Genomic DNA, 20,389 nt, shown 5'->3' with positions numbered 1-20,389 from the left:
GATAAGTCACCGAGGCATAGCCTTTTTTGCTGCTTTTTTAATATAAGTTGGAGGTAAATGCCCCAATACGCCAGTTGGGCTGAAGGGAAGGGAACTATTGCCCGAACTTTGGAGTGCTCACCCCACAATAAAAAACTATTTTTCTAGCAATCGTTAAAAAAACAGAAACTTTTTATCTTTAAGTGCCGTCAAATAAATGATGTTTTCCATCATTAATTCTCAAGTGCATGCTTTCCTGTCGTACCTTCGAATGGTAAACTAAATATCGTGTATTTAAATTGTAATTAGATGAGGAGGGGAATACATATGCGCAAAGCACCGGGAAAAAATCGCGCGACGAGTGTTAAAGCAAAACATCACTCTAATTTAACATTTCGTATGAATGTCCTTTTCTTTGCTATATTTCTAGTATTTTCAATGCTAATTTTTAGACTTGGCTATATGCAAATTGTAAAAGGGGAAGATTATGTACGCGAATTAGAGCGTAAAGAGGAGGTAGCTGTCAATACAAGTGTGCCAAGGGGACGTATGTATGATCGATATGGCCGTATTTTAGTGGATAACCAACCGGAAAATGCCATTACGTATACAAAAATGTCGACGACAACAACAAAGGAAATGGTAGACATAGCCGAAAAGCTGGCACAATTGATTGAGCAGCCAACGAAACGTGTTACATTACGTGACAAACAAGATTTTTGGATTATAAAAAATAAAAAAGCTGCCTATGAAAAAGTAACAGATAAAGAAAAAAAGAAAATTAGGGCACAAGAAAATGTAACGGAAAGTCAAATCAATGCACAAATAGATAAACTTGTTCGTGAACGAATTACAAACGAAGAATTATTACAATTGACAGATAAGGACTTAGAAGTACTAGCAATCTATCGAGAGATGGCATCCGGATACAATTTATCACCGCAAATTATTAAGAGTGAAAATGTATCCGCCGATGAATTTGCGCGTGTCTCTGAGCGTTTGACTCAATTACCGGGCGTTAACACAACAACTGACTGGAAGCGTTTGAAATTATCCTCACTCGCTATTTTAGGACGCACAACAGTACCAGCAAAAGGGATTCCAAAAGAAAAGCTAAATTATTATTTAGCTCGTGATTATTCACGAAATGACCGTGTTGGTGAAAGTTATATTGAAGCGCAATATGAAGATTTACTGCAAGGACAAAAGTCAGTTGTTAAAAATATTACGAATAAAAAAGGGCAGGTAGTCGATACGGTTACGACTTATGAAGGCGAGCCTGGTAAAGATTTAAAACTGACACTTGATAGTGAGCTACAATTAGAAACTGAAAAAATTGTTGAGCGGGAATTGCTTAAATTAAAATCCCAAGGCGGTTCGTATTTACTTGATCGTGCCTTCTTAGTAATGATGGACCCGAATACAGGTGATATTTTAGCAAATGTTGGTAAGAAGATTGAGAAAAATCCTGAAACAGGGAAAAATGAAGTGGTCGATTATTCATATGGCACATTTACAACAGCTTATGAGGCGGGGTCAGCAGTTAAGGCAGCAACTCTTCTTACTGGTTATAATCAAGGAGTTGTTTCAATGGGTACTACAATGGGAGATGAACCTATTGTATTAGCTGGAACACCTACAAAAAAGTCAATTTTTAACCAAAGTGGTTATATTACGATGAATGATTTAACAGCTCTAGAACGTTCGTCAAATGTTTATATGTTTAAAATTGCTATGCTTATTAATGGAACACCGTATAGCTATAAGATGCCACTTCGCTTAAAAGACGATACATTCTCGAAAATGCGTAATAATTATGCGCAATTTGGCTTAGGTGTAAAAACAGGTATTGACTTGCCGAATGAATTTAGTGGTGTACAGGGTCCATCTGGTCCAACGATGGGTGGTAAAACACTCGACTTAGCGATTGGACAATATGATACGTATACACCTTTACAATTGGTACAGTATATTTCAACTGTTGCAAATGGCGGCTATCGTATTCAGCCACATATTGTGAAAGAGGTACGTGAGCCATCAAATGATGGGCAACATTTAGGTCAATTAGTGACTGAAATAGGTCCAACAATTTTAAATCGTATCGATAATCCTACAGAAGAAATTGATTATGTAAAAAAAGGATTACGCCGAGTTTATACAGGTTCGCAAGGTACTGCGCGAGCTCAATTTGCAAATACTCCATATACTGCAGCAGGGAAAACAGGAACAGCTGAGGTAGTGTATTTCGGACCGTTAAAAGAGTATTATGGTACGGATACACTTACTTTTACACATGTTGGTTTTGCTCCTTATGAAAACCCTGAAATTGCCTATGCTGTTGTCATTCCGTGGGCAACAACAGGTCGTGAGCATTTGCCGAATAATAACATTATCGCTCGCGATGCTTTAGACAAATATTTTGAGTTAAAAGCAAAATATAATGCTGAAAAAGTGACAGATAGTAATGTGAAGCAACCAATTTTACCAGCTATTTCAAAAGACAAAATTGGTGAAGATGAGCAAAAATAAGAGAAACCGCTAGCGTATTTATATGCCTAGCGGTTTTTTGTATCTTTTGAAAACCCTTGCTATGCGAGGGGTTCTAAAGAGCCTCTAGCTATGGACAAGAAAAAAATCCCAGCCGTACAATGATTTCAGGTCTGGTCAACCGACCTCGTACGAAAGGGGATTCAAATGGATAATAAAAGTTTAGTAAACGTGTGTCAGTTTAACAAAACTGTCGATTGGTAAAAGAGGATATTTTCGTTACATACAATGTTAAAAAAGCTACTATCTATTTAGAATGTAAACTGAAAAATGGTTATGAAAACTTCTGTATACAGATACCTAATACCTAAGATACATAGTTAAGATTATCGTTCTTACATGTATCGTTTATGTTTTTACTATATGAGCTAATTTCATAAATTAAATCCCTTTAGTATCAAGGGTTCTAAAACAATAAAAAACGGGCACCTCCCCAAATTCGATATAATGGTAGCGTCTAAACTAAACCATACTGAATGAGGTGAATGCCCTATGCCTATTGTAAAACAAATGAGCCTATCTGACATCCAAGAATTAATGGAAATGGAAGTTACTGCAGTTTTTGGCTTTGAAGGGCATTTCGTAGTGACAACCAAGAGTCAATATATCGCCTCTCGCCTCATGACATCTGTCGGATAATAAAGCAGCGATTCCCTATAAATCCGAGCGACGGAAGGAAAAGTCAAAGCGACGGAAAGAAATCCGAGCTATGGAAGGAAGAGTCAAAGCGACGGAAAGTAGGGGCCAAGTGACGGAAGGAAAAGTCAAAGCGATGGAAAGTAGAGCCAGAGTGACGGAAGGAAGAGTCGAAGTGACGGAAAGAAATCCGAGCGACGGAAGGAAGAGTCAAAGCGATGGAAAGTAGAGCCAGAGCGACGGAAGGAAGAGTCGAAGCGACGGAAAGAAATCCGAGCGACGGAAGGAAGAGTCAAAGCGATGGAAAGTAGAGCCAGAGCGACGGAAGGAAATCCGAGCGACGGAAGGAAAAGTCAAAGCGACGGAAAGAAGAGTCAAAGCGACTAAATGATGTTTTCCATCATTAATTCTCAAGTGGATGCTTTCCTGTCGTACCTTCGAATGGTATACTAAATATCGTGTATTTAAATTGTAATTAGATGAGGAGGGGAATACATATGCGCAAAGCACCGGGAAAAAATCGCGCGACGAGTGTTAAAGCAAAACATCACTCTAATTTAACATTTCGTATGAATGTCCTTTTCTTTGCTATATTTCTAGTATTTTCATTGCTAATTTTTAGACTTGGCTATATGCAAATTGTAAAAGGGGAAGATTATGTACGCGAATTAGAGCGTAAAGAGGAAGTAGCTGTCAATACAAGTGTGCCAAGGGGACGAATGTATGATCGATATGGCCGTATTTTAGTGGATAACCAACCGGAAAATGCCATTACGTATACAAAAATGTCAACGACAACAACAAAGGAAATGGTAGACATAGCCGAAAAGCTGGCACAATTGATTGAGCAGCCAACGAAACGTGTTACATTACGTGACAAACAAGATTTTTGGATTATAAAAAATAAAGACGCTGCCTATGAAAAAGTAACAGATAAAGAAAAAAAGAAAATTAGGGCACAAGAAAATGTAACGGAAAGTCAAATCAATGCGCAAATAGATAAACTTGTTCGTGAACGAATTACAAACGAAGAATTATTACAATTGACAGATAAGGACTTAGAAGTACTAGCAATCTATCGAGAGATGGCATCAGGATACAATTTATCACCGCAAATTATTAAGAGTGAAAATGTATCTGCCGATGAATTTGCGCGTGTCTCTGAGCGTTTGACTCAATTACCGGGCGTTAACACAACAACTGACTGGAAGCGTTTGAAATTATCTTCACTCGCTATTTTAGGACGCACAACAGTACCAGCAAAAGGGATTCCAAAAGAAAAGCTGAATTATTATTTAGCTCGTGATTATTCACGAAATGACCGTGTTGGTGAAAGTTATATTGAAGCGCAATATGAAGATTTACTGCAAGGGCAAAAATCAGTCGTTAAAAATATTACGAATAAAAAAGGGCAGGTAGTTGATACCGTTACGACCTATGAAGGAGAGCCTGGTAAAGATTTAGTCTTAACACTAGATAGTGAGTTAACGGCTGCAACTGAAAAAATTGTTGAGGAAGAGTTGCTAAAGTTAAAATCACAGGGAGGTTCCCGTTTACTTGATCGTGCTTTTTTAGTAATGATGGACCCAAACACAGGCGATATTTTATCAATGGTTGGTAAGAAAATTGAGAAAAATCCTGAAACAGGGAAAAATGAAGTCGTCGATTTTTCATATGGAACCTTCACAACAGCTTATGAGTCTGGATCTGCAGTTAAAGCAGCAACATTACTTACTGGGTATAAATTGGGAGTCATTCAGCCAAGTACTATATTTGGAGATGAGCCGATTCAATTACTGAATACTAAAAAGAAATCTTCTATTTTTAACCGTAGTGGCTATATTACAATGGATGGTTTAAGAGCCTTGGAGCAATCTTCTAACGTTTATATGTTTAAAACAGCTTTGCTTATTAATGGAACGCCATATAGCTATGGGATGCCACTTCGATTAAAAGATGATACATTCCCTAAAATGCGTAATTCTTATGCACAATTCGGGTTAGGTGTAAATACAGGGATTGATTTACCTAATGAATTTAATGGGGTACAAGGTCCAACTGGTCCAACCTATGGGGGTAAAGCACTCGACTTAGCGATTGGGCAGTATGATACGTATACACCGTTACAATTGGCGCAATATATCTCGACAATCGCAAATGGTGGCTATCGCATTCAGCCACATGTTGTGAAAGAGGTACGTGAGCCATCAAAAGATGGGCAATCGCTAGGCCAATTAGTAACAGAAATAGGACCAACAATTTTAAATCATATTGATAATTCATCAGATGAAATTAACTATGTAAAACAAGGGCTACGACGTGTTTATACGGGCGCAAATGGTACAGCAAAAAGACAATTTGGAAATGCACCGTATACAGCAGCGGGAAAAACGGGGACAGCAGAGGTAGTTTATTATGGACCATTACGTGATTATTATGGTACAAGTACGATTAACTTAACACATGTTGGCTTTGCACCGTTTGATAATCCTGAAATTGCCTACGCAGTTGTTATTCCATGGGCAACGACCTACACGACTCAGCATTTATCAAATAATAATGAGATAGCTCGTCGTGCTGTCGATAAATATTTTGAGTTAAAAGCAAAATATAACACTGAGAAAGTGACTGATAGTAATGTAAAACAACCAATTTTACCAGCTATTTCAAAAGACAAAATTGGTGAAGATGAGCAAAAATAAGAGAAACCGCTAGTGCATTTACATGCCTAGCGGTTTTTTTACAGTTTTAGAGTATTATTGACTACCGCGCAAAAAAACACGGAATGAAAAATCATCATTTTCATACCGTGTTTTATTTATTTTTATATAAAAGGCCTATTGTACAGATAATTGTTGAATAGCTAATTCAAATTGTTGTTTCGGCTTTAATCCATAAAGCTCTATATTATTACAGAAATAAGTCTCTACCATAAAATCAACGGCTTCCTGTAGAGTATATTCACGATGTTCCATAATAAGTGTTAAATACGTTTTAAAGTAATCGGTATTTTGTACTTTTGTATGTTTAATCACAAAGTCAAACTCCTCTTAGATTATTTCCTGACACAATTGCTTATTATAGCATCTTTCCAAAAGGAAGCAAGTTTATCTGATGATTAAAGCAAAACGGCTATCTGACCTGCATCGGTAAAAACGCCATGGCGTGTGGCATTATCGAAATGGCAGACAACGTGTCGGACCTCGTACAGCCTAGGCACAATTCAAAATCTGGACGCATTGTTAACCTGGCAACAGCTACAATTGTAAATTCATCTTTACAATTGTTTACAAAGCATTACATTCCTTTACGTCTCTTTTACGAACTGTTTATACGACTTCAACATTTAGTCATTATAGTAAAGATTGTAAGACAAATAACTATAAAAATGTTAGTGACGGAGGCAAATGAGATGAAAAAGTGGAAGTACTTAACGATGACAGCGGTAATGGGTTCAGCATTAATGCTTGGGGCGTGTGGTAGTGACTCTGCACAAAATGGTAAAAATGCAGAAACAAATGCACCAGCGAGCTCAGGACAAGACGCTGCAGACAAAAAACTGCAAGGGGCTGTGGCTGGGGATGGTTCATCAACAGTTGCACCAATTATTGAAGCAGTTGTTGAAGAATATGCAGGGACTCAACCGAATGTCAAAGTATCGGTAGGTGTTTCTGGTACTGGTGGTGGCTTTGAAAAATTCATCGCAGGTGAGACAGACTTTTCAAATGCATCTCGTCATGTAAAGGATGAAGAGAAAGCAAAACTAGAGAAAGCAGGAATTGCTTTTACAGAACTTCCTTTAGCATATGATGGCATATCAATTGTCGTGAATCCTGAAAATGATTGGGCGAAGGATTTAACTGTTGAGCAATTAAAGAAAATCTGGGTTGAAGATGGTAAAGCTAAAAAATGGTCTGATATAGATCCATCTTGGCCAGATGAAAAGATCGTGTATTATTCACCAGGCACTGATTCAGGAACGTACGATTACTTTGATGAAACGATTTTAGACGGTGCGGATCTAGCAAAATCAGCAACATTATCAGAGGATGATAACATGCTAGTTCAAGGTGTAGCAGGTGACAAAAACGCAATCGGCTTCTTTGGCTATGCTTATTACCTAGAAAATAAAGATAAATTAGGGCTTGTAAAAGTAAATGGCGTCGAGCCAACAAATAAAACAATTGAAGCTGGTGAATACGCACCGCTTTCACGACCACTATTTGTATATGTGAAAAATAGTGCTATGAAAGAAAGCGAAGCGGCATATGACTTTATCAAATATACACTTGAACACGCAGGAGATATGGCAGAAGCAGTAGGTTATGTCAGCCTACCAGAAGATAAATATAGTGAGGCTTTAAAAACTTTAGAAGGCTTAAAATAAGTAGACATGCATAGAGGGAAAGAGATGTATGCTCTTTCCCTCGCTTATTTGAAAGGAGCACCCAATGGTTTCTCAAAAAGAAAACAAGACATCATCTGTGCAGCAATTAATTGCAAATTCGCGCAATAAAAAAATAAAGAAAATAGTGGAAAAAGCAATGCCAACCCTATTATTTTCTGCGGCACTTATCTCTATATTGACGACATTTGGCATTGTTTTCACCCTTATTTTTGAAACGTTTGAATTCTTTAAACGTGTTTCGATTACGGATTTCCTATTTGGTACACAGTGGCTACCGTTTTCAGGAAAGGAACCATTATTTGGGGTTTTACCTTTAATCGCTGGAACATTGAAAGTCACACTTATTGCAGTTGCTGTAGCAGTACCATTTGGCATTGCTTCGGCAATTTATTTAAGTGAATATGCAAGCGAAAAAGTAAGACGTACGGTTAAGCCTATTTTAGAAGTGTTAGCAGGTGTACCAACGATTGTTTATGGCTTTTTTGCATTAACATTTGTAACGCCAATGTTACAGCAAATCATTCCAGGGCTGAAACTTTTTAATGCACTTAGTCCGGGGATTGTTGTAGGCATTATGATTCTACCGATGATAACGTCACTTTCTGAGGATGCGATGTCATCTGTCCCGAACAGTATGCGTGAAGGAGCGCTAGCTCTTGGAGCAACAAAGTTTGAAGTAGCTATAAAAGTAGTATTACCAGCTGCATTATCAGGCATTATTGCTTCAGTTGTCCTTGCTATTTCCCGGGCAATTGGTGAAACGATGATCGTATCACTTGCTGGTGGATCTACACCTAAATTCGATTTAGATGTGACAGACTCGATTCAAACGATGACTGCGTATATAGTACAAGTTGCAACAGGTGATGCTGGCTATGGTACGACAATTTATTATTCGATTTATTCAGTAGGATTCACATTATTTATCTTTACTTTAGTGATGAATTTACTTGCTCAATATATTTCGAAACGCTTTAGGGAGGTTTACTAGCATGCGCTATATTGATGACACGGTCGTCATGAAACGAATGACAAAGCGTATAACATTCAATAAAATTTGGAAGTTCTTCTTTTTCTTAGCAACGACCTTTGCATTAGTGACACTAGCTATTTTGCTTTATCGTATAGTAACACAAGGTGTCGACTATTTATCAATCGATTTCTTAACAAATTTTGCTTCGCGTTTTGCAGACAAAGCGGGCATTAAGGCAGCTTTAATTGGTTCACTTTGGCTGATGGCAGTTGTTGCGCCAGTGTCGATTATTATAGGTGTAGGAACTGCGATCTATTTAGAGGAATATGCAAAGAAAAATAGACTAAACGACTTTATTCGTATGAATATTTCTAACCTAGCAGGTGTACCGTCCATTGTTTTTGGTTTACTTGGGTTAACAATTTTTGTTCGAATGTTGGGACTAGGGAAAAGTGTTTTAGCAGCCGGTTTAACAATGAGTTTATTAATTTTACCAGTGATTATTGTTGCGGCGCAGGAGGCTATTCGTGCAGTCCCGAATGAACAGCGCGAAGCTTCTTACGGTATGGGCGCGACAAAATGGCAAACGATATTGCATGTTGTGCTACCAGCAGCTATTCCTGGGATTTTAACAGGAAGTATATTAGCGATGTCTCGCGCGATTGGTGAAACAGCACCACTTGTTGTTATTGGAATTCCAGTGATTTTACAATTTTTACCTAATGGTCTATTAAGCCAATTCACAGCTTTACCAATGCAAATTTACGATTGGGCAAAACGTCCGCAAGAGGCATTTCAATATGTAGCGGCAGCGGGTATTTTAGTTCTTATGACAGTGCTTTTACTGATGAACTCTATTGCCATCTTTATTCGAAATAAATTCCAAAAACGTTATTAATGAGGTGACCTTATGGTACTGGAAATAAAAGAGGAAAATTCAATTGTTAAATCGATTCATACGGCGATAAAGCCATCGACCGATGCTGCTAAAACAGTAGTATATGATACACGTAATTTAAATTTATGGTACGGAGATCATCATGGTTTAAAAGACATCAATTTAAGCATCTACGAAAATGAAGTAACAGCTATAATTGGCCCTTCAGGCTGTGGTAAATCTACCTATTTAAAAACGCTAAATAGAATGGTAGAACTTGTACCGAGTGTTCGAACATCAGGTGAAATAGTATATCGTGAGCGCAATATTTTAGATAAAAGCTATACTGTTGAGGAATTACGCACTCGTGTAGGTATGGTATTCCAAAAGCCAAACCCATTCCCGAAGTCAATTTACGATAATATTGCATATGGGCCACGTATCCACGGCATAAAAAATAAAAAAATTCTTGATGAAATCGTTGAAAAATCATTGCGCGGTGCGGCAATCTGGGATGAAGTAAAAGATCGCTTAAATCAAAATGCATATGGTTTATCAGGTGGTCAGCAACAACGAATTTGTATGGCACGTTGTTTAGCGATCGAACCAGATGTTATTTTAATGGATGAGCCAACATCTGCACTTGATCCGATTTCTACATTAAAAGTTGAGGAACTTGTACAAGAGCTGAAAAAAGATTATTCAATTATTATCGTGACACATAATATGCAGCAAGCGGCACGAATTTCTGATCGAACAGCATTTTTCCTAAACGGAGAGGTTGTTGAGTACGATAAAACAGACGTTATCTTCCAAACACCAGCAGATCAACGTACTGAAGATTATATTTCAGGTCGTTTCGGTTAAGGGGGAGATTAGATGGTAGTGCGTGAACGTTTCGAACAGGAATTAAAAGAAGTCCAAGAGCAATTTATCGAGATAGCCAATAGTAGTATCAATGCTCTTAAAATAGCATTTGAAGCATTATTAAATCAAGATTTAGAGACATCCTTAAAGATTCTTGAGGACGATTTAATCATCAATCGCCTTGAAGAGGAAATCAATGATCATATTATTTTAATGATTGCTAAGCAGCAGCCGGTAGCTACTGACTTACGTCGTCTCATGGTGCTAGTCAAAGCAGCATCTGATATGGAAAGAGTAGGGGACTATGCAGTAAATATTGCAAAAGAGACGATTCGTATTGGCAAAGAGCCACTTGTCTTCCCTACATCAAATTTGCAAACGATGTGTAACAAAACAGTTGAAATGCTAGAAAGTATTATCAAAGCTTTTACAGAGGAAGATACTGTTCATGCCAAGGAAATTGCTGAACTAGATGATTACGTCGATGATTTATATGGTGCAACGATCACGCTATTGCTACGCGCCGGTGCAGAAAATCCAGCACATATTTCTCAAATCACACATTTAACCTTTGTTTGCCGATATTTAGAGCGCTCAGCTGACCATGCAACAAATATTGCTGAACACTTATTTTATTTAGTCAAAGGTAAACATTATGAATTAAATAATTAGTAACAGAAGAGCCAATTATAGGCTCTTTTTAGTTTGTCGACATAAAGTGGATCAAAAAACAAAGGTTGATTTTCACTCTTAGTTGGCGCTTTCCGCTGGCTTGGCCTTAACCTCCTCGTCACTTCGTTCCTGCGGGGCTTTCTGCTCAAGCTCATCCCGCTAGAGTCACCACTCTCCGTGAATCAACAGTTCCTATCGACAGTAAAAACAAAACTTTATTCATTAGGAGGAACGTTTGTTTTGCGGTCTGATAAGAGCCAATTATAGGCTCTTTTTTTCATAGTGTTGAAAATGTGCGAAAGCGAAGCGTCAGCGATAAAGCGCTCATTTGGAACGGAAATCAACCCCTCGCCTTGCTGAAAAGCCGTATTTTAATAATACTAAGTAACAGCAACATTTTATTAAAAATAGCGTCAAAATACTGCAAGCGTTATTGTATTGTCAAAAAATTATTTTGGTTATACTATAGACATTATCCGAAAAATTGTGTTGAAGAGGTGCTGCTTGTGAAAGACGCTGTAGAATCACTCTTAGAGAAATTTGATCTGGCATTCACGTCAGAACAATGTGACTTTTTTCGTTTTCTATATGAAAACTTACATCTTGAGGAATTAAGTAACATCGAACAACATTTTTTTATAGATTTTTTTTACAAGAGTGAAACATTGCGAAGTATGGCAGCATTTGCACTTGAATTGGCAGATATCATGCATGAAATTTATGAAAATATACCAGCTGTTGAGCATGCCGAACGATTGGCCAATGGAAAAGAGCAGCGCTTGTATGATGAGCGAAAGTGGCACATAGCTAGGCGTCGAAAGCTTAATCGGCAAACCATAAAAAAAGGAAATATCCTATATGTTCCGTTTGAGGAATATAAAAAAGAAACAGGTCCAATTATTATCTGCCTTGAGCAAACAACGGGTATGGCGGCATATTCTGACCTTTGTAAGAGCATAATTTTACCGTTATTTATGAGTGCGCATCGTGAACGTCGAGATTTATATATCGTTCCATATGACTGTCAAGTACATGTACATTTTCGATTTGAAGGCGGGCATTTAAATTTATCCGATTTTAAGGATTTTATAAATTATAGGACAAAGGGAGAAGCGGAAATTCTGCCTGTGCTCCATTTTGTAAAGGGCTTGCTGCAAGAAAATCAACATTGTACAGAAGCGGATATTATTATTTTTACAGAAGGCACTCCTATTGATGGGCAGCATCTTGTTGGAAAGCAAGCAAAGGCTGTACTTGAGGAAATGAAGCGTAAGTACCATGCTGAATTTTCGGTCATCGTTATGCATGAACATAATTTTAATGAGCAGCAATTTTGGTTTGCTAATAAGGCTTTTTTTGCGGATGATGCAATTCAATAAAAACGGAGCTGATCGTCATTGCTGATCGGCTCCTTTTCTGTGAATATACATAGTAGTTAGAGGAGAATGAAATTTGAATTCATTGAAATGGTTATTACCTAATATTTCAACCCCAACGTGGATGGAAATTATTATTGCCGTTGCACTTTGTGTAATTGGTTGGCTTTTTCAGCAGTTTGTTATAAAGAAAATTATTAATCGTACTGTTACATTTTTGAGAAATCGTCAGCGTTACTTTCAGGCAACAGTACTCGCACAATTTAATAAAGCGATTCGCTATGCATTTATGTCTGCAATAATTGTACTCAGCTTATCAATTTTATTAGAAATCTTTTTATTTACACATGTAGCAACTAAAAATTTTGTATGGTCTATTATGGTCTTTTTTGCGTTCAAAGGCGTATACGATGTTTTAAATTATTATACAAAGCAGCCACTGCCGTTGAATAACGATGAAGAACCAAATGTTCTATTACCTTTTTTCCTTCGTATAGGAAAAGTGCTCATTATGATATTGGCAATGTTTACGATTGCTTCTTTTTGGGATTTTAATTTGAATGGCTTTTTAACCGGGATTGGCTTAACTGGTGTCGCGATTGCTTTTGGTATTCGAGATACACTAGCACATGTTTTTGGTGGGATGTCAGTCGCATTAGATAACCCCTTTCAAATTGGCGATTGGATAGCAACGGAGGACCAAAAAATTGAAGGAACTATCGAAGATATTAATCTTCGAAGTACTTTAATTCAAACGGGGGATAAAGGTCTAGTTTATGTACCTAACTCCTATTTGGTAAATCGACCAATCTATAATTTATCGAGACGAGAAAAACGAAAATGTGAGCAATTTTTATTCGTAGCTGCTGAAAATGAAGAGGAAAAACTACGAAGTGCTTTAAGTACCATTCAAAAGGAAATTTATTTGCATGCTCAAACAGAAAAAGAAATGATTCATGTATTTATAGATGAGTTTTATCCAACCTCGTATCGTGTCCTTGTGCGTTTCTATGTAACAACAAATGATACGGCGGAGATGCTAAATGTGCGACAAGATATTTTATTTGCTATACGTCAAATCTTTCAAGAACTAACTATTATACTAGCAAATCCAGCTGAAGATGAATGGTTTCGTAATAAAAAATAAATTGAATTGTTAGTTTATTTACTTTACAATGAATACATGTTATCAGCTTTGATGAAGAGTAGTAACTATTATTATTTGTTATAGAGAGCTAGTGCTTGGTGGAAACTAGTACAAATAAATAGTGAATGGACTTCGGAGCTCTAATCCTGAATAAAGTATGGATTAGCGTCTGCCTACGTTACAGGGTATAGAGTGGGTCTTTTAACTCCTTCAGCGAGTATTCAAACGTCAGCTGAATGTAATTATGCTGGGGCATAATTAATAAAGACCAATGAAGGTGGCACCACGGCTTTTCCGTCCTTTTGCGATGGGAAGGCCTTTTTATATGGTTTGGCGGAATGAATAGTGTTTTACACAGTTTCAAATTCTGGACGCCATGTTTTTAGAAGCGAAAGCGTCTATTACGCCGAAGCCTAATTGATTATTTTTGGTGTAGAAGAGCAGAGCAAAGAAGAGGAGAGAGAGTATGACAGTTGAGCTTAGAAAGTTTGCCATGAAGGTATTACAGGGTGATATGATGACGCCAATTTCCGTTTATCAATCACTTGAAGGGGAGCATAAGATGCTTTTCGAGTCGTCTGCCAAGCATGAAGAAAGTGGACGTTACTCATTTATTGCCGTCAATCCAATTGCAGAACTGATTGGAGATAGGAATGGTTATTCTTTTTCCAAAGGTGGAGAAACAGAAAAATCGAGTGCCAATGTATTAGAAAAATTACAGCAAGTTATGCCGTTTCATCAGGCGCAATACCCGTTTGCCTTTTTTGGAGGAGCAATTGGTTTCTTTGGTTACGAAACAGCATTTTATTCAGAAAAAATAGGCGAATACTTACAGGATGATTTAGAAATGCCGGATGTCCATATTTTTTTCTATGATACATTCATTGTTTTTGATCATTTAAAGCAAGAGATTACACTAGCGGCAATCGATTTATTTGATGAAGGGCGTTCTCTTGAAGCGATGGAATTGGCTATTTCTATGATAAAGGAGCAGCTATATGCTGGATCAACATTTGACGACACGACGTTTGGAAAGCTAGATTTCAGACCAATGATCGCCAAAGAAAATTTTGTAGCATTGGTTGAATGTGCCAAACAGCATATTCGTAAAGGTGATATTTTTCAGATTGTTTTATCACAACGCTTCACTTCACCATATACAGGTAACCCTTTTGCTTTATATCGTCAATTACGTACTTCTAACCCTTCACCATATATGTTCTATATGGATTTCGGCACGTATACCATTTTAGGAACATCTCCTGAAAGTCTCGTTAAGGTGAAAGAGCGAAAGGTAACGACCAATCCTATAGCTGGTACGAAGCCAAGGGGTAAAACTGTGGAGCAGGATAACGTGATTGCGGAAGGTCTCTTAAATGATGAAAAAGAAATCGCTGAACATCGGATGCTGGTGGATTTAGGGCGAAATGATCTTGGACGTATTGCCAAAGTGGGTTCAGTAAAATTGATGAAATATATGCATATTGAGCGCTATAAACATGTTATGCATATTGTATCAGAGGTTATCGGAGAATTACATGATGATGTACATGTTTTGGATGTTCTTCGAGCTTGCTTACCTGCTGGTACAGTATCAGGTGCGCCGAAAATTCGTGCTATGCAACTTATCAATGAGCTCGAGCCTGTGAAGCGTGGTGTCTATGCAGGTGCGGTAGGCTATATTTCTGCTACAGGTGATATGGATTTAGCTTTAGCCATTCGAACAATGATCATCAAGGATCATCGTGCCCATGTACAGGCAGGTGCTGGTATTGTTTACGATTCAGTGCCCTTGTCTGAATACGAAGAAACGTTAAATAAAGCTCGAGCGTTATTGGAGGTAAAAAAATGATTTTACTGATCGATAACTATGATTCATTCACATATAATTTATTTCAGCAAATACGAATGCTTGGGAAAAATGTAAAAGTAGTACGGAATGATGAAATAACAATTGAAGACATTCAGAAAATGCAACCTGAAGCCATTATTTTATCACCCGGCCCAGGTAGGCCGATTGATGCAGGAATAACAGTGGATGTGATCAAAGAGCTTTATACGAAGTTTCCGATTTTGGGCATTTGTCTTGGACACCAATCGATAGGGCAAGCATTTGGAGGAAACATTGTTCAAGCTAAAAATATAATGCATGGAAAATTATCGCCTATTCAATATGAAAAAGCAGGCTTATTTGCTCAGTTAGATGGTAAAATCGAAGTAATGCGTTATCATTCTCTCGTCATTGAGCAAAGCACGTTACATGAGGATTTTAATATTTTAGCAAAGTCTAGTGATGATAGTGAAATCATGGCAATTCAACATAAGGAGTACCCACTCTTTGGGCTGCAATTTCATCCAGAATCCATTGGGACAAAAGAGGGCAGTATCATGATGCGAGCTTTCATCGAACAAATTTCATAAATGAAACAAAAGAGGCTGTCATCGAAAATCAGTAGTTGTGATTTTTGATGACAGCCATCTTTATTAATCGAATCGTATTATTATTGCTTTTTCCCTGTAATCAATTTTGCAATTTCCTCTAAAGACATCGAAGAATTGACTTCGTAAGAGCCAATTTGTAAGCTTCGCGCGTATTTAGGGTTAGCAAGTAGCAGTTCCATTTCAACACTATTGTCGATAATGCCACCATCTTCAAGCTTTTGCGCCACGATATATGGTGTGATACCACTGTAAATTTGGAGTGACATAGTTGTAGCTTTTGCCGGTGCACCGCCCGATTTTTGATTTTCTTTAGCCGTTGTTTTAGGAGTATCTGTCTTCGTTTCCTTTGAAGGTTGCTTAGCTTGTTCCTTTAATAATGCAATTTCTTTATTTGCCTGGTCGAGTTTTTTTTGCAACTCTTCTACATTTTCTGCATTTGGGGAAGCTTTAGTTGGAAGACCGATATTGAGATCGAAACGCGCCGCTAAAGCTAGCAAAGCTCCGACAAGAAAAAGCGCAATACCAAATGCACGGATAGCGGACATTTTCATGAATTACCGACCTCCGTTTGCAATTACTTGGCGGACTTGCTCTTCAGTTAAATTTGAACGAATACTGATATCTGCTGTAGATAGACCCTGCTTATTTAGTTCAAGCACCTGACTTACAATAATTTGATGTATAGGTTTCGTTTTTGATGCAGCCTGTCCTGTTTTCGATGCCTGAGCAGCCTGTTGAACAGCTTGCATAACTTGTTGAACTTTTGGGTTTGGTATCGCGTTATTTTGTGCTGGCGGTGATTTAACCTGGAACTCTGGCTCTAATAACAGTTCTTCCTCAACAATTTTCAGACGACGTTTTAAATTATTTGTTTCTTGAAAAATAGAGATGGATAGCTCCTCTACATCTTGTTCGACCTTTTTCGCGCTATTTTTGAAAAAGAACGAAGTAATAATTAGAAGAATCCCTACAATCATAAGTATGATGGATAAATCCAATAGTTTCACCTCATTAAGTATGTAATTATAAGGTATTTTACCATATGCAAACTTAATATGAAATGAAGCTAGATTTTTTTTTATTTTATGTTATAATGGGTTAGTCGTATAAATCATGCTCAAAATTTAAATTCTTGATATAGAGTGGGAGGGTTAATAATGCGCGTAAACATTACTTTAGCTTGCACAGATTGCGGCGAACGTAACTACATTTCTAAAAAGAACAAGCGTAACAATCCAGAGCGTCTTGAACTTAAAAAATATTGCTCTCGCGAGAAGAAATACACTCTTCACCGTGAAACTAAGTAATCGCTCATTAAGCCAAAACCACTTGTGGTTTTGGCTTTCTACATTTTAGGAGGTAGCTTAGGATGGATAAAACAACTTTGCGGAACGAGGTAAAGGAAGCTCTTGCAAAAATTAGCGAAGTAGCTTACCGCGATCAATCAAATGCTGTAGTTAAAAAAGTGCTACAGGAACCATATATAATAGAAGCAACTACAATTGGCATTACTATTTCCAATAAGCCAGAAGTCGACACAATTCAATTAATTGAAGAACTATGGCAACTTGGTAAAAAAGTCGCTGTGCCTAAATGCAACTCAAAAACAAGAGAAATGTTATTTTACGCCATTGATTCGTTTGCCCAGCTAGAAACTGTGTATATGCATTTGCGTGAGCCAATTCCAGAGCAGTGTGAGTTTGTTGACGCAAATGAAATGGACGTCATACTTGTTCCAGGAGTTGTTTTTGATAAGTTCGGCTATCGTATAGGCTATGGCGGTGGTTATTATGATCGCTATGTATTAAACTATACAAAGGGTAAGCTCATGTCTTTGTTATTTAATGAGCAGCTATATGAACGTGTACCTACAGAAGCACACGATTGCCCAGTAGATATCATTGTGACACCGACAAAACGTATTGACTGTGTAACACATCGAGGAGCGAACAAAAATGGATAAAATGTTAGATATTTATGAATTATTAAAAACATATGGTACTTATATTTACACACGAGATCCTATTGGTGATTTGATGTTAATGGAGGATGAAATTCGTGAGTTGTATAAAGCGAATGTACTAGATATTAAAGATTACCAAATGGCATTATTACTAATTCGACAAGAAACAACAAAGCTGCGCATGAAAGAAAATAATAAGTAATGTTTTAAATATAATTTATTTGTGGTATTGTAAAGATGATGTAATATGTATGTAATATTCTTAAAAAACAGTGGTTTTCCACTGTTTTTATGATTTACGAAACTTTTTACAAACGAAAACGTATATATTACTATCCGGCCCATTTACGAACAAGGGGCACAGTTTTTCCCAAAATATATCTATTGATTATCTGTAAAAAATGGATTAAGATATATTTTGTTTCAGTAACAAATTGTTAAAAATATTATTTTTTTGTAAGAAAGTAGGGAGGATGTTAAGGATGAAATCAATAAAGTGGCCTAAACATTCATTTATGATACTAGCAATCGTAGCAACTTGGATAAAAACGGTCATTGTTTATCACACAAGCTTTGAGATGAAAATCGAAAATGCGATGCAACAATTTATTTTGTTTATTAATCCATTAAGCTTCGTGCTATTTGCTTATGGTATATCGTTATTCTTTAAATCGCCAAAAGTTAAAAGTCGTTATATAATAACTATCAGTGTTATCTTGTCAATCGTCTTATACGGCAATGTTGCGTTCTATCGCTTCTACAACGACTTTATTACGTTACCGGTATTATTCCAAACAAATAACTTTGGGGATTTAGGAACTTCAGTAGCAGCGATTGTTAGCCCTTGGGATTTATTATATTTCGTTGACGTACTTATTCTTATTTTAGCTAATAAATATTTGCCTATGATGAAAGATGCAGTAAAGGTAAACGTGGAATTCCGTCGCGCGTACTTCGTATTAGCGATTGCTGTGTCGTTCTTAAACCTAGGATTAGCTGAAACAGAGCGTCCACAATTGTTAACACGTAGCTTTGATCGTGAATTACTTGTAAAAAACATCGGTACTTATAACTACCATTTATATGACATTTATATTCAATCAAAATCTTCTGCTCAACGTGCATTAGCGGATGGCAGTGAATTAGTAGAAGTGAACAACTATATTCGTTCAAATCAAGCAGCAGTCAACCCTGAAATGTTTGGTAAATACAAAGGTCGTAATTTGATTGTTGTATCAATGGAGTCTTTACAGAACTTTGTGATTAATAACCAAATGGATGGTCATGAAATTACACCATTCTTAAACTCTTTAACAAAAGATAAAGATACGTATTATTTCAGTAACTTCTATCACCAAACTGGATTAGGGAAAACTTCTGACTCAGAGTTTATTTTAGAAAACTCATTGTTCGGCTTAGGTCGTGGTGCGGTATTCTTCACACATGGTGGAAATACGTATAACTCAATGGCTGAGCGTCTTGGTGATAATGGCTACTTTACAAATGTCATGCATCCGAATAATAAATCATTCTGGAACCGTGACATAATGTATCAATCATTACACATTAATAAATTCTATGACATAGATTCATATAAGATTGGCGAAGGGCAAGCTGTTAACTGGGGTATGAAAGATATCCCATTCGTAGAGCAATCTGCAGCATTAATGAAAGATATGCCACAGCCGTTCTATTCTCGACTAATTACTTTAACGAACCATTATCCATTCACATTGGATCCAGAAGACGTAATGATTCCTGAATACACTTCAAACTCAGGTACATTAAATCGTTATTTCCAAACAGTTCGTTATATGGATGAAGCACTTAAAGACTTCTTCCAAAGTTTAAAAGATCAAGGTGTATATGATAACTCGATTATTGTAATGTATGGTGACCATTACGGTATTTCAGAAAACCACAACAAAGCGATGGCTCAATATTTAGGAAAAGATAGCATTACACCATTTGATAATGCAATGCTACAAGAAGTACCTTTATTTATCCATATTCCTGGATCAGGTGATGGTAAAGAAATGACAGAGATTGCTGGACAAATGGATTTACGTCCAACAATTCTACACCTTCTTGGCGTTGAAACGTCAAAAGATATGCAACTTGGTGCAGACCTATTCTCACCAGAGCATGAAGACTTCATTGTTTTCCGCGATGGTCGTTTTGTAACAGATAAATATTTATATGCTGGTGAAGCTTGTTATGACAAAGCAACTGGTGAAGAAATTGATGGTGAGCCATGTCAGCCATACGCTGATCGAGCTACGAAAGAACTTGAAAGTTCGGATGCCATCATTAACGGTGATTTACTCCGCTTCTATGACCAAAAGACAGGTAACTTGAAGCAAGGAGCAGCCAAGTAACAACAAGAGAGATCTCATTTAATGGAGGGACTGAAAAAGTCTATATCTTCTCACATCGCGAGGTATTTAACGAGTAAATCGTTGAATACCTCGCTTTTTTCATTTGGCACTGTGACTCTACTGT

At 37.2% G+C, this 20,389-nt stretch carries 19 protein-coding genes and 1 other annotated feature; of the genes, 16 read left to right on the top strand and 3 right to left on the bottom strand.

Going from position 1 to position 20,389, the window contains the following annotated elements; translation table 11 throughout:
• Positions 1–306 precede the first annotated feature (306 nt).
• From ACIQ7N_RS21455 to ACIQ7N_RS21445, 3 genes are all read left to right on the top strand, one after another.
• Positions 307–2,508 carry a peptidoglycan D,D-transpeptidase FtsI family protein gene (locus ACIQ7N_RS21455; protein WP_402936049.1) on the top strand — a complete coding sequence of 734 codons (2,202 nt, stop codon included), beginning with the start codon at positions 307–309 and terminating at the stop codon, positions 2,506–2,508.
• 510 nt (positions 2,509–3,018) lie between these two features.
• A complete protein-coding gene (locus tag ACIQ7N_RS21450) occupies positions 3,019–3,165 on the top strand; it encodes a hypothetical protein (RefSeq protein WP_402936047.1) in 147 nt (48 codons plus the stop codon).
• 494 nt (positions 3,166–3,659) lie between these two features.
• The gene (locus ACIQ7N_RS21445; RefSeq protein ID WP_402936045.1) at positions 3,660–5,864 is read left to right on the top strand and encodes a peptidoglycan D,D-transpeptidase FtsI family protein; all 2,205 of its coding nucleotides are present in this window, start codon (positions 3,660–3,662) and stop codon (positions 5,862–5,864) included.
• A 135-nt stretch (positions 5,865–5,999) separates the two neighbouring features.
• On the opposite strand, the gene ACIQ7N_RS21440 is transcribed toward ACIQ7N_RS21445, so the two are convergent.
• Positions 6,000–6,197, bottom strand: a complete 198-nt coding sequence (locus ACIQ7N_RS21440) for a hypothetical protein (protein WP_248716499.1) — start codon at positions 6,195–6,197, stop codon at positions 6,000–6,002.
• A gap of 377 nt (positions 6,198–6,574) precedes the next feature.
• On the opposite strand from ACIQ7N_RS21440, the gene ACIQ7N_RS21435 reads away from it, so the two are divergent.
• From ACIQ7N_RS21435 to ACIQ7N_RS21395, 9 genes are all read left to right on the top strand, one after another.
• Positions 6,575–7,549, top strand: a complete 975-nt coding sequence (locus ACIQ7N_RS21435; protein WP_402936043.1) for a PstS family phosphate ABC transporter substrate-binding protein — start codon at positions 6,575–6,577, stop codon at positions 7,547–7,549.
• Positions 7,550–7,613: 64 nt separating this feature from the next.
• Positions 7,614–8,561, top strand: coding sequence for a phosphate ABC transporter permease subunit PstC (gene pstC, locus ACIQ7N_RS21430; RefSeq protein WP_402936041.1), 948 nt, complete (start codon positions 7,614–7,616; stop codon positions 8,559–8,561).
• A gap of 1 nt (position 8,562) precedes the next feature.
• The gene (pstA, locus tag ACIQ7N_RS21425; protein WP_402936039.1) at positions 8,563–9,441 is read left to right on the top strand and encodes a phosphate ABC transporter permease PstA; all 879 of its coding nucleotides are present in this window, start codon (positions 8,563–8,565) and stop codon (positions 9,439–9,441) included.
• A 12-nt stretch (positions 9,442–9,453) separates the two neighbouring features.
• Positions 9,454–10,287 carry a phosphate ABC transporter ATP-binding protein PstB gene (pstB, locus tag ACIQ7N_RS21420; RefSeq protein ID WP_132356751.1) on the top strand — a complete coding sequence of 278 codons (834 nt, stop codon included), beginning with the start codon at positions 9,454–9,456 and terminating at the stop codon, positions 10,285–10,287.
• A 12-nt stretch (positions 10,288–10,299) separates the two neighbouring features.
• Entirely contained in the window at positions 10,300–10,959 is a 660-nt protein-coding gene (gene phoU, locus ACIQ7N_RS21415; protein ID WP_323657637.1) for a phosphate signaling complex protein PhoU, read from the top strand.
• Between the two features lie 506 nt (positions 10,960–11,465).
• A complete protein-coding gene (locus ACIQ7N_RS21410; RefSeq protein ID WP_402936036.1) occupies positions 11,466–12,338 on the top strand; it encodes a vWA domain-containing protein in 873 nt (290 codons plus the stop codon).
• 73 nt (positions 12,339–12,411) lie between these two features.
• Positions 12,412–13,482, top strand: coding sequence for a mechanosensitive ion channel family protein (locus tag ACIQ7N_RS21405; protein WP_274069005.1), 1,071 nt, complete (start codon positions 12,412–12,414; stop codon positions 13,480–13,482).
• A 39-nt stretch (positions 13,483–13,521) separates the two neighbouring features.
• Positions 13,522–13,787 (top strand) — a binding site (T-box leader).
• Between the two features lie 161 nt (positions 13,788–13,948).
• Positions 13,949–15,334 carry an anthranilate synthase component I gene (gene trpE, locus ACIQ7N_RS21400; protein ID WP_402936034.1) on the top strand — a complete coding sequence of 462 codons (1,386 nt, stop codon included), beginning with the start codon at positions 13,949–13,951 and terminating at the stop codon, positions 15,332–15,334.
• Entirely contained in the window at positions 15,331–15,903 is a 573-nt protein-coding gene (locus tag ACIQ7N_RS21395) for an anthranilate synthase component II (RefSeq protein WP_402936032.1), read from the top strand. Before trpE ends, ACIQ7N_RS21395 begins: the two co-directional genes overlap by 4 nt.
• 80 nt (positions 15,904–15,983) lie before the next feature.
• Here ACIQ7N_RS21395 and ACIQ7N_RS21390 read toward each other — a convergent pair whose 3' ends face one another.
• Positions 15,984–16,475 carry a hypothetical protein gene (locus tag ACIQ7N_RS21390; protein ID WP_402936030.1) on the bottom strand — a complete coding sequence of 164 codons (492 nt, stop codon included), beginning with the start codon at positions 16,473–16,475 and terminating at the stop codon, positions 15,984–15,986.
• Between the two features lie 3 nt (positions 16,476–16,478).
• Positions 16,479–16,931, bottom strand: a complete 453-nt coding sequence (locus ACIQ7N_RS21385) for a hypothetical protein (RefSeq protein ID WP_402936028.1) — start codon at positions 16,929–16,931, stop codon at positions 16,479–16,481.
• A 150-nt stretch (positions 16,932–17,081) separates the two neighbouring features.
• Between ACIQ7N_RS21385 and rpmG the strand changes: the two genes are divergently transcribed.
• The 4 genes from rpmG (at position 17,082) to ACIQ7N_RS21365 (ending at position 20,265) form a co-directional block, all read left to right on the top strand.
• A complete protein-coding gene (gene rpmG, locus ACIQ7N_RS21380; RefSeq protein WP_008408521.1) occupies positions 17,082–17,231 on the top strand; it encodes a 50S ribosomal protein L33 in 150 nt (49 codons plus the stop codon).
• Between the two features lie 62 nt (positions 17,232–17,293).
• On the top strand, positions 17,294–17,887 hold the full coding sequence (locus ACIQ7N_RS21375; RefSeq protein WP_402936026.1) for a 5-formyltetrahydrofolate cyclo-ligase: 594 nt from the start codon (positions 17,294–17,296) through the stop codon (positions 17,885–17,887).
• Positions 17,880–18,089, top strand: coding sequence for a YqgQ family protein (locus ACIQ7N_RS21370; RefSeq protein WP_132356742.1), 210 nt, complete (start codon positions 17,880–17,882; stop codon positions 18,087–18,089). Before ACIQ7N_RS21375 ends, ACIQ7N_RS21370 begins: the two co-directional genes overlap by 8 nt.
• Positions 18,090–18,369: 280 nt before the next feature.
• Entirely contained in the window at positions 18,370–20,265 is a 1,896-nt protein-coding gene (locus ACIQ7N_RS21365) for an LTA synthase family protein (RefSeq protein WP_274069001.1), read from the top strand.
• Positions 20,266–20,389 lie beyond the last annotated feature (124 nt).

This window comes from Lysinibacillus sp. NPDC095746, assembly GCF_044763535.1.
In the GTDB taxonomy this organism is placed as follows: Bacteria; Bacillota; Bacilli; order Bacillales_A; family Planococcaceae; genus Lysinibacillus.
This window is presented reverse-complemented; position numbering and strand designations above follow the sequence as displayed.

Excerpts from the sequence above, each read along its gene's own strand:
- pstA (WP_402936039.1), top strand. The coding sequence starts at position 8,563 with ATGCGCTATATTGATGACACGGTCGTCATGAAACGAATGACAAAGCGT.
- ACIQ7N_RS21450 (WP_402936047.1), top strand. The coding sequence starts at position 3,019 with ATGCCTATTGTAAAACAAATGAGCCTATCTGACATCCAAGAATTAATG.
- ACIQ7N_RS21445 (WP_402936045.1), top strand. The coding sequence starts at position 3,660 with ATGCGCAAAGCACCGGGAAAAAATCGCGCGACGAGTGTTAAAGCAAAA.
- ACIQ7N_RS21370 (WP_132356742.1), top strand. The coding sequence starts at position 17,880 with ATGGATAAAATGTTAGATATTTATGAATTATTAAAAACATATGGTACT.
- pstC (WP_402936041.1), top strand. The coding sequence starts at position 7,614 with ATGGTTTCTCAAAAAGAAAACAAGACATCATCTGTGCAGCAATTAATT.
- ACIQ7N_RS21375 (WP_402936026.1), top strand. The coding sequence starts at position 17,294 with ATGGATAAAACAACTTTGCGGAACGAGGTAAAGGAAGCTCTTGCAAAA.
- ACIQ7N_RS21455 (WP_402936049.1), top strand. The coding sequence starts at position 307 with ATGCGCAAAGCACCGGGAAAAAATCGCGCGACGAGTGTTAAAGCAAAA.
- trpE (WP_402936034.1), top strand. The coding sequence starts at position 13,949 with ATGACAGTTGAGCTTAGAAAGTTTGCCATGAAGGTATTACAGGGTGAT.
- phoU (WP_323657637.1), top strand. The coding sequence starts at position 10,300 with ATGGTAGTGCGTGAACGTTTCGAACAGGAATTAAAAGAAGTCCAAGAG.
- ACIQ7N_RS21395 (WP_402936032.1), top strand. The coding sequence starts at position 15,331 with ATGATTTTACTGATCGATAACTATGATTCATTCACATATAATTTATTT.
- rpmG (WP_008408521.1), top strand. The coding sequence starts at position 17,082 with ATGCGCGTAAACATTACTTTAGCTTGCACAGATTGCGGCGAACGTAAC.
- ACIQ7N_RS21435 (WP_402936043.1), top strand. The coding sequence starts at position 6,575 with ATGAAAAAGTGGAAGTACTTAACGATGACAGCGGTAATGGGTTCAGCA.
- ACIQ7N_RS21390 (WP_402936030.1), bottom strand. The coding sequence starts at position 16,475 with ATGAAAATGTCCGCTATCCGTGCATTTGGTATTGCGCTTTTTCTTGTC.
- ACIQ7N_RS21365 (WP_274069001.1), top strand. The coding sequence starts at position 18,370 with ATGAAATCAATAAAGTGGCCTAAACATTCATTTATGATACTAGCAATC.
- pstB (WP_132356751.1), top strand. The coding sequence starts at position 9,454 with ATGGTACTGGAAATAAAAGAGGAAAATTCAATTGTTAAATCGATTCAT.